Annotated in this window: 10 protein-coding genes; 4 read left to right on the top strand and 6 right to left on the bottom strand. The window is 65.8% G+C overall.

The annotated features are described in order from the left end of the window. Positions 1 to 187 precede the first annotated feature (187 nt). Together HD883_RS26155 and HD883_RS26150 are read left to right on the top strand one after the other, a co-directional pair. Complete coding sequence (locus tag HD883_RS26155; protein ID WP_179590140.1) at positions 188 to 1,717, top strand: ATPase domain-containing protein; 1,530 nt, start codon at positions 188 to 190, stop codon at positions 1,715 to 1,717. Beyond that, complete coding sequence (locus HD883_RS26150) at positions 1,717 to 3,774, top strand: ATP-binding protein (protein WP_179590142.1); 2,058 nt, start codon at positions 1,717 to 1,719, stop codon at positions 3,772 to 3,774. The genes HD883_RS26155 and HD883_RS26150 overlap by 1 nt, the downstream gene beginning before the upstream one ends. A gap of 25 nt (positions 3,775 to 3,799) precedes the next feature. Here the strand turns inward: HD883_RS26150 and HD883_RS26145 are convergent, their stop codons facing one another. The 3 genes from HD883_RS26145 to HD883_RS26135 form a co-directional block, all read right to left on the bottom strand. Next, positions 3,800 to 4,318 (bottom strand): hypothetical protein, encoded by a 519-nt coding sequence (locus HD883_RS26145; protein ID WP_179590144.1) that lies wholly within the window; start codon positions 4,316 to 4,318, stop codon positions 3,800 to 3,802. 94 nt (positions 4,319 to 4,412) lie between these two features. Continuing rightward, on the bottom strand, positions 4,413 to 6,773 hold the full coding sequence (locus tag HD883_RS26140; RefSeq protein ID WP_257022694.1) for a hypothetical protein: 2,361 nt from the start codon (positions 6,771 to 6,773) through the stop codon (positions 4,413 to 4,415). Between the two features lie 191 nt (positions 6,774 to 6,964). Further along, the gene (locus HD883_RS26135) at positions 6,965 to 8,176 is read right to left on the bottom strand and encodes an MFS transporter (RefSeq protein WP_179590146.1); all 1,212 of its coding nucleotides are present in this window, start codon (positions 8,174 to 8,176) and stop codon (positions 6,965 to 6,967) included. A gap of 218 nt (positions 8,177 to 8,394) precedes the next feature. Between HD883_RS26135 and HD883_RS26130 the strand changes: the two genes are divergently transcribed. Further along, complete coding sequence (locus HD883_RS26130; RefSeq protein ID WP_179590148.1) at positions 8,395 to 9,300, top strand: LysR substrate-binding domain-containing protein; 906 nt, start codon at positions 8,395 to 8,397, stop codon at positions 9,298 to 9,300. A gap of 23 nt (positions 9,301 to 9,323) precedes the next feature. Here the strand turns inward: HD883_RS26130 and HD883_RS26125 are convergent, their stop codons facing one another. The 3 genes from HD883_RS26125 to HD883_RS26115 form a co-directional block, all read right to left on the bottom strand. Then, on the bottom strand, positions 9,324 to 10,079 hold the full coding sequence (locus HD883_RS26125; protein WP_179590150.1) for an SDR family oxidoreductase: 756 nt from the start codon (positions 10,077 to 10,079) through the stop codon (positions 9,324 to 9,326). Continuing rightward, a complete protein-coding gene (locus HD883_RS26120; protein ID WP_179590152.1) occupies positions 10,070 to 12,370 on the bottom strand; it encodes an ATP-dependent DNA helicase in 2,301 nt (766 codons plus the stop codon). Before HD883_RS26120 ends, HD883_RS26125 begins: the two co-directional genes overlap by 10 nt. A gap of 83 nt (positions 12,371 to 12,453) precedes the next feature. Beyond that, positions 12,454 to 13,026, bottom strand: a complete 573-nt coding sequence (locus HD883_RS26115) for a UbiX family flavin prenyltransferase (RefSeq protein ID WP_179590154.1) — start codon at positions 13,024 to 13,026, stop codon at positions 12,454 to 12,456. Positions 13,027 to 13,328: 302 nt separating this feature from the next. Between HD883_RS26115 and HD883_RS26110 the strand changes: the two genes are divergently transcribed. After that, on the top strand, positions 13,329 to 13,787 hold the full coding sequence (locus HD883_RS26110) for a (2Fe-2S)-binding protein (protein WP_373563492.1): 459 nt from the start codon (positions 13,329 to 13,331) through the stop codon (positions 13,785 to 13,787). Positions 13,788 to 13,790 lie beyond the last annotated feature (3 nt).

Here is a 13,790-nt window from a genome sequence, read left to right as displayed (position 1 = left end):
CACCCCGCCTTTGCTGGGCAAATCGGCGTTTTTGGGTAAGCCACGTCCCCTGGCCAGGTCAACCCAACCGTAAGGCGACGTGACATAACGCAACACGGCGTGTATCTATTCATGACAGCAAAACCGCTCTGGCACAATGCGTGCAGGAGAGCGGCCGCTCTCCATTGCCTATTGGCGGCTGTCACGTATGCCCACGAAATACTCGTTTCACAACAACGATCCACAACCCGCTTCGACGCCGCGGCTGTCGACCGGCATCGCCGGACTTGATACCGTGCTGCGGGGCGGGCTGACGCCTAACCGCTTGTACCTGCTGGAAGGCACGCCAGGCACCGGCAAGACCACGGTGGCGCTGCAGTTTCTGCGGGCCGGCGTAGCGCGCGGCGACCGCTGCCTTTACATCACGTTGTCTGAAACGCAGCAGGAACTGGTGGCAGCGGCCGCGACCCACGATTGGTCGCTGGACGGCATTGATGTGTACGAGCTGGTGAACGAGGCAGGACTGGATCTGGATTCGGGGCAATCCGTTCTGCATCCGGCTGATATGGAACTGAACGAGACGACGCGCAACGTCATGGCGCGCGTCGAAGAACTGGGCCCTGCCCTGATCGTGTTCGACAGCCTGTCGGAGATGCGGCTGCTGGCGCAGAGTCCGCTGCGCTATCGCCGGCAGATCCTGGCGCTCAAGCATTTTTTTGCGAACCGGGAGTGCACGGTCCTGTTGCTGGACGACAAGACCTCCGAACCCGGCGACCTGCAGTTGCACAGCATTGCGCACGGCGTAATTAGCCTGGACCAGTACGTGCAGGAATTCGGACCGGAACGCCGGCGGGTGCGCGTCATCAAGATGCGGGGCATCCAGTTCGACGGGGGCTATCACGACATCCGGCTGGAACGGGGTGGCATGATCGTGTACCCCCGCCTGGTCGCGGCACAGCATCACAACAACTTCGTATCCGACCCGCTCTCTACGGGCGTGCCCGCGCTTGACGAACTGATCGGCGGCGGCCTCGTCCCTGGCACCAATACGCTGTTGAGCGGCCCGTCGGGGGCCGGCAAGACCACGACGGCCATCCGCTGCGTGATGACCGCGTTGCAGCGCGGCGAACGCGTGGTGTATTACCTGTTCGATGAAGGCGTCGGCACCTTGCTGACGCGGTCGAAGTTGCTGGGTATGGATCTGCAGCCCTATCTTGATAGCGGCGCGCTCGAGATACGGCAGGTCGATCCGGCCGAATTGTCGCCGGGGGAGTTCTCGTCGGCCGTGCGTCATGCGGTCGAATCCGATGGCGCCAGAATGCTGGTCATCGATAGCCTGAACGCCTACATCCAGGCCATGCCGGGTGAACGCTTCCTGATGCTGCACATGCATGAACTGCTGGCGTATCTGAACCAGCGCGGCGTGACGACGATCCTGATCCTGGGCCAGCATGGGTTCATTGGCGAGATCCGGTCCGACATCGACCTGAGCTACCTGAGCGACGCCGTGCTGCTGTTCCGGTTCTTTGAAGCGCAGGGCGAAATCCTGACAGCGATCTCGGCGCTCAAGAGCCGCACCAGCGCCCATGGCCGCATGATCCGTGAGTTCCGGGTCACGCCGGGCACCGGCATCCGCATCGGCGAAGCGCTGACCGATTTTGAAGGCGTGCTGTCGGGTGTGCCGACCTACCGGGGCTCGGTCGCCCTGCTCGATCCCGACATCTCTGACAACAATTGATGCACCAAGAAGAACTCGCGCTGATCCTGGCGCCACGCGGCCGCGATGCGGCCGTTGTTGCGCAGGTCGTGGAAAAGGTGCACGTCGGCACCAGGATCTGTGTCGACCTGGCCGAGCTGATGCGCGAATTGTCGGCCGGCGCGGGTTGCGCCCTGATCGCCGAAGAAGCGCTGACGCCGGAAGGCATCGCGGTGGTGTCCGGATGGCTGTCGCAGCAGCCGGCCTGGTCGGACTTTCCGTTCATCATCCTGTCGTCCGCCGACACCGCGCGCGCCCGCCGCAATACCGCTGGCGCGCTGGACCCGCTGGGCAACCTGCTGATCCTTGAACGGCCCCTGCATGCCGAAACCCTGTGCCACGCGGTGCTGTCCAGCCTGCGCGGCCGGCGCCGCCAGTATGTGGCGCGCGCCCAGCTGGTCGAACGGCAGGAAGCGGAACGCAACCTGCGGCTGGCGCTCAAGGCCGGCCGACTTGGCGCATGGCGGATCCGGATTTCCGACATGGCGCTGTTTGCGTCCGACGATTGCAAGGCCGACTTCGGCCGCCAGCCCCATGACGCGTTTTCGTACGACGAGCTGATTGCCGCGGTGCATGACCAGGCCCGCGCGTCCCTGGAAACGGCGGTGGAACAGGCCCGTGGCGAAAGCACCGATTTTGACTGCGCCTGCCTGATTTCCTGGCCTGACGGATCAGCACACTGGATCGAGATGCGCGGCCGCGCGGTGCTGGATGAACAGGGCCAAGTCGAAAGCATTGCCGGCGTAACGCAGGACGTGACCGAACGCCGGCTGGCCGAGCAGGCCCTGCAGACCAGCCGCGGCGAACTGCATGACCTGAACGAGTCGCTGGAGCGGCGGATCCTGGAGCGCACGCATGAACTGGCGCGCGCCAACGACCGCCTGACGACCGAAGTGGCGGAGCGCGAACGCAGCCAGTCCACGCTCGTGCAGCTGCAGAAGATGGAAGCGGTCGGCCAGCTGACGGGCGGGATCGCCCATGACTTCAACAACCTGCTCAATTCGATCGTTGGCAACGTCGACCTGATCCGCATCAAGGCGAAAGACGAGCAGGTGCTGCGCTACGCCGAAAACGCCAAACGGGCCGTGGCGCGCGGCGCCAAGCTGACCGCGCAGTTGCTGGCGTTTGCACGCGGGCAGAACCTGGACCTGCGGCCCACCGATGTGCCGGCCCTGATCGAAGGCATGAGCGATCTGATGACCACGGCATTGGGCTCGCGCATTCCGATGCGCACGCAGTTCGACCCGAACCTGCCCCTGGCCAAGGCCGACCAGAACCAGCTGGAACTGGCCATCCTGAACCTGGTGATCAATGCCCGGGACGCCATGCCGCAGGGCGGATCGCTCGAACTGCGCGCCGAAGCGCGGCTTGCCGAAAGCGGCGATCTGGCGCCCGGCCGCTATGTGGTGATCACCGTGCGCGACTCCGGCACCGGCATCCCGCCCGAACTGATCACCAAGGTGTTCGATCCCTTCTTTACGACCAAGCCGGTTGGCAAGGGCACGGGGCTGGGCCTGAGCCAGGTCTATGGCATCGCCCGACAATCCGGGGGCATCGCCCGGATTCTGAGCGAGCGCAACAAGGGCACGTCGGTCGAAATCTGGCTGCCCGATGCGGCCGCCGATGTGGCAACGACAGGCGACAACCGCGCCAACACGACGGGCTCGGCCCCCGCCGCCAAGGTGCTGGTGATCGATGACGACGCCGACGTGCGCGCGTTGATCGTGGAATCACTGCAGGTGCTGGGCTACGACGTGCTGCAAGCCGACTGCGGGCAGATCGGCCTGGACATGTTGCGGGCCGAAGTCCCCGATCTGCTGATGGTGGACTTTGCCATGCCCGGCATGAATGGCGCCGAGGTGATCGTGGAAGCCCGCAAGGATTACCCCGCCCTGCCCGTGGTGATGGCGACCGGCTATGCCGAACTGCCCATGCCGTCGGGGGCGATCGGCGCCCACCGGGTGTTGCAGAAGCCGTTCAGCCTGCAGCAACTGGGCGCGATCGTGGCGGACAGCCTGATGGCGCCACCGGCGTCGTAGGCCGCCCGGGCAGTGGCCGTGGCGCTTACTGGCCCGGCTTGCGGTAGCCGTTCGCGATCCAGGCTGTCGCGCTGGTCATGTTCAGCTTGAAGGTGGGCGACGTGCGGACGCTGGCCAGCGTTTCGCCGTATTCGTCCACGGCCGCCAGCGTCGCATAGGGGTCGTATTCGTCGGGCACGATGTCCAGCATCACGGTTACGCGGCCGGTGTCGGTGTTGACGGTGATCTGCTTGTGCATCTGCGCGTGCAGCTGCTGTTCATGACGGCGCAGCACTTCGGCCGCGGTCTTGACCAGCGTGTTGAAGGCCGACGTGTCCAGCGGCTTGGGGTTCTTCTTGTCGCGGCCCATGGTCCAGGGGCCGACCAGCGCCGGTTCGACTTCGCCGGACTTGGTCATCTCGACCGCCCAGCCATCATCGTCTTCGTTCTTGATGACGCGCGCCGTCCAGCCCACGTCGCGCCACAGGCGCGCTTCATGGATGGGCTCTTCGCCGCCAGCGCCATCGTCCTCGTCCAGATCGGGCGATTCGGGAATATCGGTCATGAACTGCTCACTTCGTCGTTGATTCTCGCAGCCCGCATTGTAAGTGCGCCCGCCAGGGAAGGCGGGCGCGGGCAGGACAGCTTTGTCTGGGGGGTCAGGAGGCGGTGGCGGGAGTGGCCGGAGTGGCCGGCGCCGCGGGCGCCGCAGGGGTCACCGGCGTAGCGGGTGCCGATGCGGCCGCTGCCGGTGCGGCCGCTGCGGGTGCCGCCGCTGCCGGTGCCGCCGTCGACGGCACGACGGTCCCGGGGGTCGCCCCCCGCGCCGCCGGCCTCACCACCACCGGCACCGGTTCGGGCTCGCCCTGGTGCCGCATCGATGCCGGCAGCACGCCGTTCAGGAAGTCCAGCCGCCATGCCAGGCCCAGCGCCACGATCAGCAGCAGCACGGCCGCGATCGTGTACGCCTTGCCGTGCTTGTCGGCAAACGGATCGTTGAACCGGTGCGCGGCGTTGCGCGGCACGTGCGCCGTCTGCGACAAGGACCCGCCCAGCTTCACGTTGATGCGCATGCGCCCGTTGATCGCCCAGCCACTGGCATCCAGGATGGGACCCAGGCTGCGCTGGCGCAGCTTGAGCCACGCGATCAGCACACTGGGGCCCGAGATCGCCACCAGAATGCCGATGACGGCAACGGGGATCCATCCCCCCAGGTCGACGAACTTGCCAAAGATGCCGACGGCCACCGCGCTGATGCTGCCCAGCGCCACCCCCAGCGCGGCCACCGTGCCGACATCCACCTTGGTGCCGAACCCCAGCGGCGCGGGCGGCGTCGCCGGCGTGGCCGCGGGCTTGGTCTTGTCGACCGTCGCCACGTCGGCGGCCAGTGCCCCCAGGTGCTTCTGCGCCGCCGCGTCACTGGCCGCGGCGCGTTTGGCCACCTGCTCTTCGATCATCCGCAGGAATTTCTTGTACGGCGAAAAGATGGCCTGGCCAATGCTGGTGGGATTCTCGATCAGCTTGGTGATCGTGGCGTCCCAATCCTTGCCATCGCGGTCATAGAAAATGCCGTTGCGGCCCACGAACAGAAAGTCCACATCGCCTGCCGTAAACGCGGCCACGATGGTCTTCTTCTGCCCCTGCCGGGTGCACGTGCAATAGGCCAGGCAGGCCTTGGCCAGCCCCGCCAGCTGCGCATGTTTGGCGGCATCGGCCACGTCCACCGTCAGCTCGCAGCTGCGCGCATCCAGGTACAGGGTTCCTGCCTGAAAGATCGCGCCCTTGCGGCGATAGAACTCGCTGAACGACACAAAGTTGTTCAGCAGATGCAGCAGGTCGCGCTTGAAGCGCAGCAGCTTTTCCAGGTCGGCGATGCGCGCATTGTGGGGTCCCATCCGCGCGTCTTCGTCGATCAAGGCCAGCACTGCCGCCTGGGCCTCCGCATCGATCCGCATGATGTCGGCCAGGCTAAGGGCATCCAGCCGTGTTTCGGGCCGGGTCGCGGTCCAGGTCACATAGGGTTCCAGCCGATCGACCAGCGTGCGCCAGGCGGTCTCGGTCAGGGCGTCCACCGTCTCGCCAAGAATGGGCCCGACCGCCTTGGACTTGAGCGCGCTCAATTTTGACGCCCAGGCAGGATTGATCTCGTTCGACAGCGGCAGCGGCCGGCCCGGATGCACGGGCGCCAGCGGCAGGTCCGCCACTTCTTGCGACGACAGCGACAGCGCCTGCGCGCCCAGGTGCTGATAGGTTTCGATCGACGGGTTCAACGCCTGCACGGCGCGGGCATCGTAGGTGGCCAGGCGGCAGCGTGTGAAGTAATCATCGATCTTGGCGCGCACCGCAGCGACCGCATCGGCCGCGGCCTTGGTGGCATCGCCCAGCGGCATGATGGTGCCATCGCCACTGACCGTGCCGTGCCAGGCCCGCAGCTTGTCGACCTGCGCAAAAAACGCGTCGGCCATGGCCTTGTCGACACCGATCACATCGCTGTAGTCCTTGACCCCGCCCTGTGTGTCCAGGATCTGCTGGATGGTCTTCTGCACGTCCGGATCGTCCGACGTCTTGACCGTGACGACCCCATCGCCATTGAACCGCATGGCGGCCAGCAGCTTGCTGCGGTCGGTCACATCGCCCAGGGTGATGCGCTCGCCGTCGGCCCGGCCCAGCAGGTCGGCGATACGATGCGCTTCTTCGGCCAGTTGCGGCCCGTTGGTGCCATCGTTCGCCAGCGCGTCGATCGGCAGGCTGTCGCCGCCTTCGGCCAGGATCTCGGGATCCTTGACCTGGGCCACGGCCCACTTGCACGCCGCCAGGATTTCCGGCGGGCGGATGCGGCCATCCTTGTCGGTATCGATCAGGTCCAGCGTGCGCGAATCGAATTCGATGCCGCGGGTCGGGCAGGCCAGCGCCACCCACAGTTTCTGGTCCAGTTCTTCAAGATGCGCGATATCGGCGCCCGACCGGATCAGCACCTGATCCACGCCGCCCGCCCGGAAAAATTGCCACGTATGTTTCATGCGTTCTGGGTTTCCTCCACCAAAGAAAAAGGGCTGCGTGGTGTGCGCAACCCTTGATCCTGCATCGTGATCGCCGCGGGTGTTCCGCGAGCCTTCCACTGTAAACCGAAACCGCCCCCGAAGACGTTGCCGAGTGCGTCAGGGCGTCGCAAGCCAGGGGCTGGAAAGGCCCGGCCTGCGCTGGCAAACGCTCAGGTTGCCTGCCCCTTCAGCCGCCACGCCACCGCCATGCCCGCCAGCAGCAACACGACGATCATGGCGACCACGCCCGGCCAGCCACTCCAGGTCCAGAACACCCCTCCGAGCGATCCCACCACGCTCGACCCCAGGTAATAGGTGAACAGGTACAAGGACGCGGCCTGCGCCCGGCCGACCGGGGCCTGCGCGCTGACCCAGGCGCTGGCCACCGCGTGCGTGCCGAAAAAGCCGATCGTGATCAGCGCGATCCCCAGCACCACCGCCCACACCGACCCCGCGCACGTCAGCAAGGCGCCGACCAGCATGACGGCGAAGGTGATGGGCAGCATGCGCGGACGGCCGATTCGCTGCGACACGGACCCCATGCAGGCCGAGCTGACCACGCCGCACAGGTACACACTGAACACCAGGCCGATTTGCGTGTGCGTCAGCGAAAACGGCGGCGCCGCCAGCTTGTAGCCCACATAGTTGTACAGCGTCACGAAGCTGCCCATCAGCAGGAAGCTGATCACGAACAGCCAGCGCAAGGTGGCGCTGCGCAGGTGGCCGGCATAGGTCTGGAACAGGGGCTTGAACCGCAGGGGCCGCGCCACGAAATGGCGCGACGCCGGCAGACAGCGCCACAGGATCGCGGCGCATGCCAGGCCCATCAGCCCCATGGACACCAGCGCCATGCGCCAGTCCGACAGATCGGTAATCACGCCGACCAACAACCGCCCGGCCATGCCGCCCAGGCCCGACCCCGCCACATACAAGCCCATGGCCAGGCCCAGCGAACGCGGATGCATTTCTTCGGCCACATAGGCCATGGCGACCGCCGGCAGGCCACTGAGCGCGATGCCCATCAGCGCGCGCGCCACCAGGAAGGATTCCCAATGATGCAGGGACGCGCTGACCAGGGTCAGCATCGACGACAGCAACAGGGATCCGACCATCATGGGCTTGCGGCCCCAGGTCTCGGACAGCGCGCCCGCGATCAGGATGGAGACAGCCAGGAAAGCCGTTGTCAGTGACAACGACAGGCTGGCCCCCGTGGCGCCGACATGAAACGTATCGGACAGCACCGGCATCAGCGGCTGCACGCAATACAGCAGCGCAAACGTGGCAAGTCCCGAAGCGAAGATGGCGCAGTTGGTGCGGACGAAGGCGGCCGTGCCGTGTTCGATTCTGGAGGCGGCCTGGTCGGCCGCAGCCCGGGAATCCATCGTGGCGGTGCCGGGCGATGCGGGTCCTGCGGCAGTCGTGCCCGGACTTGCCCCGCCTGCGGGTCCACTCATCATGGCTGCCCCGTTTCCCACCTGTTGCGCGTGCATTTCTGGCCCGTCCGGTTCTGCCGGCATACGTGATCGAGATCGATATCGTGCGCTTGCGCGCCATCTACGTCTAATATCGTTTCGTTCAAGATTGATACACGATAGGTATGATGGATCTGCGCCGCGTTCGCTATTTTGTTGTCCTGGCCGAGACCTTGCACTTCGGCCGCGCCGCCGTGCGGCTGAACATGTCGCAGCCGCCACTCAGCCACCAGATCCGCGTGCTGGAAGACGAACTGGGCGCGCGCCTGTTCGAGCGCAGCAACCGCCATGTGGACCTGACGCCCGCCGGCCAGGCCTTGTTGCCCGAAGCCCGCGCGCTGCTGGCGCAGGCCGACCGCGCGGCCAGCATCGTGGCCCGCGTGCAGCGGGGTGAAATCGGTGAACTGCGCGTCGGCTTTACCAGCGGCGCGGCGCTGACCCAGGTCATTCCGCAACTGATCCTGGCCTACCGGCAAAAGCTGCCCGGCGTCCACCTGCGGATTGAAGAACTGACCACGCAGGAACAGCTGACCGCCATGCTGGAACGCCGGCTGGACATCGCCTTCATCCGCGGCACGGAAGCGCCCGACCTGCCGGACTTTCTGCAGGCGACACGTCTGTTCCAGGATGCGCTGGTGGCCGCCCTGCCCCCGCAGCATCCGCGCGCCGACAGCCTGCGGCCGTTTTCCGTCAGTGCACTGAGCGATGAGGCCTTCGTGATGTATCCCAGCGACGGCGGCACTGGCGTCTATCTGCAGATCATGGCGCTATGCCAGCGGGCCGGCTTTGCGCCGCGCGTGGTGCAGGAAGCCCGCACCGCCGCGACGATTGTCGGGCTGGTGGCGTCGGGGCTGGGCATTGCACTGGTCCCCGAATCTTTCCGCAGCATCGAAGCCAGCGGGGTGACGTTCCGGCCCCTGCGCGAGCCGGAAGCCAAGTCGGCCATGTGGCTGATCTCGCGCACCGGCAAGGACGTGTCGATGCAGGAAAAGGCGTTCCACGACATCGCCGGGGTCGGACGACGCGGGAAGTGACCGCGCCGGCCTGCGGCCCAAACTCAGAACGCGTGGCGATACATCCCGCCATCAACCGGGATCACGGTGCCGTTCACATAGCTGGCCAGCGGCGATCCCAGAAAGATCGCCAGATTCGCCAGCTCTTCAGGCTCGCCAAAGCGGCCGGCCGGAATCTCTTCCTGCGCGAACGCCAGTTCGTCTTCCAGGGTCGGGTAGCGCTTCTTGATCTGCTCGCTGCGGATCCGGCCCGGCTGAATGCAATTGACCGTGACGCCATCCGCCGCCACCAGCCGCGACAGGCCCTTGGCCCAGATATGCACGGCGGCCTTCGCGCTGAACGCCGCGTTCAGGCCACGCGGTTCGGACGTTCCCGTAATGTTGATGATGCGGCCGTACTTGCGTTCGCGCATCTCGGGCACCACGGCATGCGTCAGCTCGCGCAGGCGAAAGAAGTTGAGCGTCATGCCTTCCATCCACTGCTCGCGCGTGGCGTCGAAATCGATGGGACGGCTGCCGCCTCCGGCGTTCATCAGGATGTCGATCGGCCCGAGCGCGGCGCGCGCATCCGCATGAATGCGATCGGCCGCGTCCTCGGCATACAGATCGGCTTCGATGATGTGCGGCGCCGGCCCGCCCGACGCCACGATGGCGGCAGCCACCTCGTCCAGCAGCGGCCGCCGGCGCGCGACCAGCGCCACCCGCGCACCTTGGGCACCCAGTCCCAATGCAATCGCGCGCCCGATACCCTGGCTCGCGCCCGTGACCAACGCCGTCTTTCCGGCCATGCCTACGTCCATGTCTTCTCCTTGGGGGAATGATCCTGCGTCTGCACCTGCCACCACGCGGGCAGCAGGCCGCGCACTTCGGGCCGGGCAAATCGATCGTCGATCAGATAGACCACGCCGGTGTCGGTCTGGGTGCGTATCACCCGGCCCGCCGCCTGCACGACTTTCTGCATGCCCGGATACAGGTAGATGGTGTCATAGCCCGACTTGCCCAGTGCGTCCACCCGCGCCCGCATCTGCTGGTTCACGTCGTTGATCTGCGGCAGGCCCAGCGTGGCAATGAAGGCGCCGATCAGGCGGCTGCCGGGCAGGTCCACGCCTTCGGAAAACGAGCCGCCCAGCACCGCGAAACCGATGCCGCGCGAGTCGGGCGCAAAGCGCGCCAGAAAGCCGCTCTGCGCCGCTTCGTCCATGCCGCGCGATTGCGCCCACACCTCGATATCGGGGTGACGCGACTGGAACAGCGCCAGCACCTTCTGCAGGTAATCGAAGCTGCTGAAGAAGGCCAGGTAGTTGCCCGGGCGTTCGCGATACTGCCGCGCCATCAGGGTCACGATGGGATCAAGCGACCGGTCCCGGTGCTGATAGCGGGTCGAGATGTTGCCCACCACCTGCACCGACAGCTGCTCGGCCACGAAGGGCGACGCGACGTCGATCCACGGCGTGGCCTTGGGCAGGCCCAGCGTTTCCTGGTAGAAATGATGCGGGCTGAGCGTGGCCGAAAAAAGCGCGGTCGATCGCGCCGCCGCAAATCGCGGCGCAAGAAAACTGGCCGGCACCACATTGCGCAAATTCATGACCGACGTGGGCGCCTTGGGCCGGGCCGACGCCGGTTCGATCAGCGTGATGTCGAACAGCGAATGCGCGCCGAAACTGTCGGCGATCCGCTGAAAGCGCAGCGCATCGAAATAGAACTGCTGCAGGGCTTCGTCCACCCCCGCGGGCCGTTCGGTCAATTCTTCGCCCACCGCGGTCACGGCCTGCTGCAGGGCGATCAGCCACTTGGCGGGCACCGCTTCGTACGCGGTGTAGGTCTCGGTCTGTTCGCGGTTGACCTCGTTCCAGATGCGGTTCAGCTTTTCCAGCGGCTTCTTGAGCGTGGGGGGCGCATACAGACGGATGTCTTTCAGGCCCGCCTGCGACAGTTCCGCCGAATACATCTTGCGGCCGCGATCGACCAGGTTGTGCGCTTCATCGACCAGCACACTGACCTTCCATTGATTGGCCAGGGTCAGGCCGAACAGCATGGCGTTGCTGTCGTAGTAGTAGTTGTAATCGCCAATGATCACGTCGGCCCAGCGCGCCAGGTCCTGGCTCAGGTAGTAGGGACAGACCTCGTGCTGCAAGGCGATGTCGCGCAAGGATTCCCGATCCAGCCGCGCGATCGACACCGCGTCGGCGCGGGCATCGGCCACCCGGTCATAGAAGCCCTTGGCCAGCGGACAGGCTTCGCCATGGCAGGCCTTGTCCGGGTGCTCGCACGCCTTTTTGCGCGCAACCAGTTCCAGCACGCGCAAGGGCGGCGCATCGTCGCTGCGCGCAATCAGGTCCAGTGCGTCCAGCGCCATGCTGCGGCCGGACGTCTTGGCGGTCAGGAAGAACACCTTGTCGATGCCTTGCGACGGGCAGGCCTTGAGCAGCGGGAACAAGGTGCCGACGGTCTTGCCGATGCCGGTCGGCGCCTGCGCCATGACGGCGCACCCCTGGCTGGCCGACCGGTACACAGCCTCGGCCAACTGGCGCTGGCCCGGCCGGAAGTCGCCATACGGAAAGCCCAGCGCGCCGCAGGCCGCATCGCGGGCCTCCCGGTGCATCACTTCCTGTTCCGACCAGCCAATGAAACGTTCGCATTGCAGTTCGAAAAACGCCTTCAGGTCGTCCGCGCTGTGCGTCTCCACCAGCACGGTTTCTTCCTGCGTGCCGATGTCGAAGTACACCAGCGCGACGTCGATGGCATCCAGCCCGCGGTCCTGGCACAGCAGCCAGCCGTACACCTTGGCTTGCGCCCAGTGCAACGCGCGGTGATTGGCCGGCATGCGGTCCAGGTGCCCCCGAAAGGTCTTGACCTCTTCCAGCTGATTGGTCACCGGATCGTAGCCGTCGGCGCGGCCACGCACGCGCAGATGCTGGTAGCTGCCGGTCAGCGTGATCTCGGATTCATAGTGGTCTGGTCGCCGGGAAGCCACCAGGGTGTGCCCAGCCACGCCTTCCTGTGCGGATGGCGAGGGCGTGAAGCGTACGTCCAGATCCCCCGCCTTGGCGGTGAATTCGCACAGTGCGCGCACGGCAACGACATAATCCAAAACCGACCCTCGATACAGAAGCGCGCGCGGCAACAGCGCCGCGCGGCAGCGCCGATTGTACTGGATGGATGAACAGGTACCCGTCAGTCCTCGTCGGACTCTTTCCAGCGCTTGACGCGGTGGGTCTCGATGCCGAACAGATCGAGCGCGCGGCCCACGGTCTGGGTGACCATGTCGTCCAGCGTCTTGGGCCGGTGGTAGAACGCAGGCACCGGCGGCATGATGATGGCGCCGCTGCGGGTGGCCTGGTCCATGAGGGCGATGTGGCCGGCATGCAGCGGGGTTTCGCGCAGCATAAGGACAACGCGCCGGCGCTCTTTCAGACAGACGTCCGCCGCGCGCACGATCAGTTCGTCGGCATAGCAGTTGGCAATGCCGCTGAGCGTCTTGATCGAACATGGCGCGACCAGCATGCCTTCGGTCTTGAACGACCCGCTGGCGACCGATGCGCCGATGTCCTTGAAGCTGTGGACTTCATGCGCCAGGCTGCGCACGTATTCGGCCGTGTAGTCGGTTTCTTCGACGATGGTGCGGGCGGCCGACGGCGACATGATCAGGTGTGACTCGACCGTGCCCAGCGACTTGAGCATTTCGAGTGTGCGGATACCGTAGATCACGCCAGAGGCGCCGGTAATACCCACGATTAGGCGGTTCATCCAAAGCTCCGGGCAGGCTGACAGGTCAACCCCCGGAGTTGACCACAATGTGACGCGTCACGCGATGCTTCTGCGTCGGCTCATCGGGCGCGCTTCTTGCTGAACCATGGGCACTCTGTGCGCCGGTGTGTCGCCCCGCGCACGCGTTCCCCTCACGATCCACCAAGGATCGCCCCTATTTCAAGGACTCCCCCATGACCCTCGACCACCGCGCGGACGACGCCGTTGCCTTCGCCCACGATCCCGCTGGCGGCGCGCAGCCGGACACCCCGGCCGGCCAACACCAGGATGCCGCCGTATCGATGATGCCCGTGGCCTTCACGGTCAACGGCACGGCCTGCGAATTGAATCTGGATCCGCGCACTACGCTGCTCGAAGCGCTGCGCGATCACCTGTTCCTGACCGGGACCAAGAAGGGTTGCGACCACGGCCAGTGCGGCGCCTGTACGGTGCATGTGGAAGGCCGCCGGATCAACAGCTGCCTGAGCCTGGCCGCCGTGCATGACGGCGACACCATCACGACCATCGAAGGGCTCGGCACGCCCGACGCGCTGCATCCCATGCAGCAGGCTTTCGTCGACCACGACGGCTACCAGTGTGGCTACTGCACGTCGGGCCAGATCATGTCTGGCGTGGCGCTGATGAAAGAGCCCTGCGGCGCGGCCGATGCCGACGTCAAGGAAGCCATGAGCGGCAACATCTGCCGCTGCGGCGCCTACACCAATATCGTGGCGGCCATCCAGCACGTCCGCAAAGCCTGAGGA

Origin of the sequence: Pigmentiphaga litoralis, from assembly GCF_013408655.1 — a bacterium.
Classification (GTDB): Bacteria; Pseudomonadota; Gammaproteobacteria; order Burkholderiales; family Burkholderiaceae_B; genus Pigmentiphaga; species Pigmentiphaga litoralis_A.
Note: the sequence above shows the minus strand (reverse complement) of the source record. Positions and strands in the feature narration are given on the sequence as shown.

Bases quoted from the DNA above. Each gene is read 5' to 3' on its own strand.
- HD883_RS26130 (WP_179590148.1), top strand. From the start codon at position 8,395: ATGGATCTGCGCCGCGTTCGCTATTTTGTTGTCCTGGCCGAGACCTTG.
- HD883_RS26145 (WP_179590144.1), bottom strand. From the start codon at position 4,318: ATGACCGATATTCCCGAATCGCCCGATCTGGACGAGGACGATGGCGCT.
- HD883_RS26115 (WP_179590154.1), bottom strand. From the start codon at position 13,026: ATGAACCGCCTAATCGTGGGTATTACCGGCGCCTCTGGCGTGATCTAC.
- HD883_RS26135 (WP_179590146.1), bottom strand. From the start codon at position 8,176: ATGGATTCCCGGGCTGCGGCCGACCAGGCCGCCTCCAGAATCGAACAC.
- HD883_RS26110 (WP_373563492.1), top strand. From the start codon at position 13,329: ATGATGCCCGTGGCCTTCACGGTCAACGGCACGGCCTGCGAATTGAAT.
- HD883_RS26155 (WP_179590140.1), top strand. From the start codon at position 188: ATGCCCACGAAATACTCGTTTCACAACAACGATCCACAACCCGCTTCG.
- HD883_RS26150 (WP_179590142.1), top strand. From the start codon at position 1,717: ATGCACCAAGAAGAACTCGCGCTGATCCTGGCGCCACGCGGCCGCGAT.
- HD883_RS26140 (WP_257022694.1), bottom strand. From the start codon at position 6,773: ATGAAACATACGTGGCAATTTTTCCGGGCGGGCGGCGTGGATCAGGTG.
- HD883_RS26125 (WP_179590150.1), bottom strand. From the start codon at position 10,079: ATGGACGTAGGCATGGCCGGAAAGACGGCGTTGGTCACGGGCGCGAGC.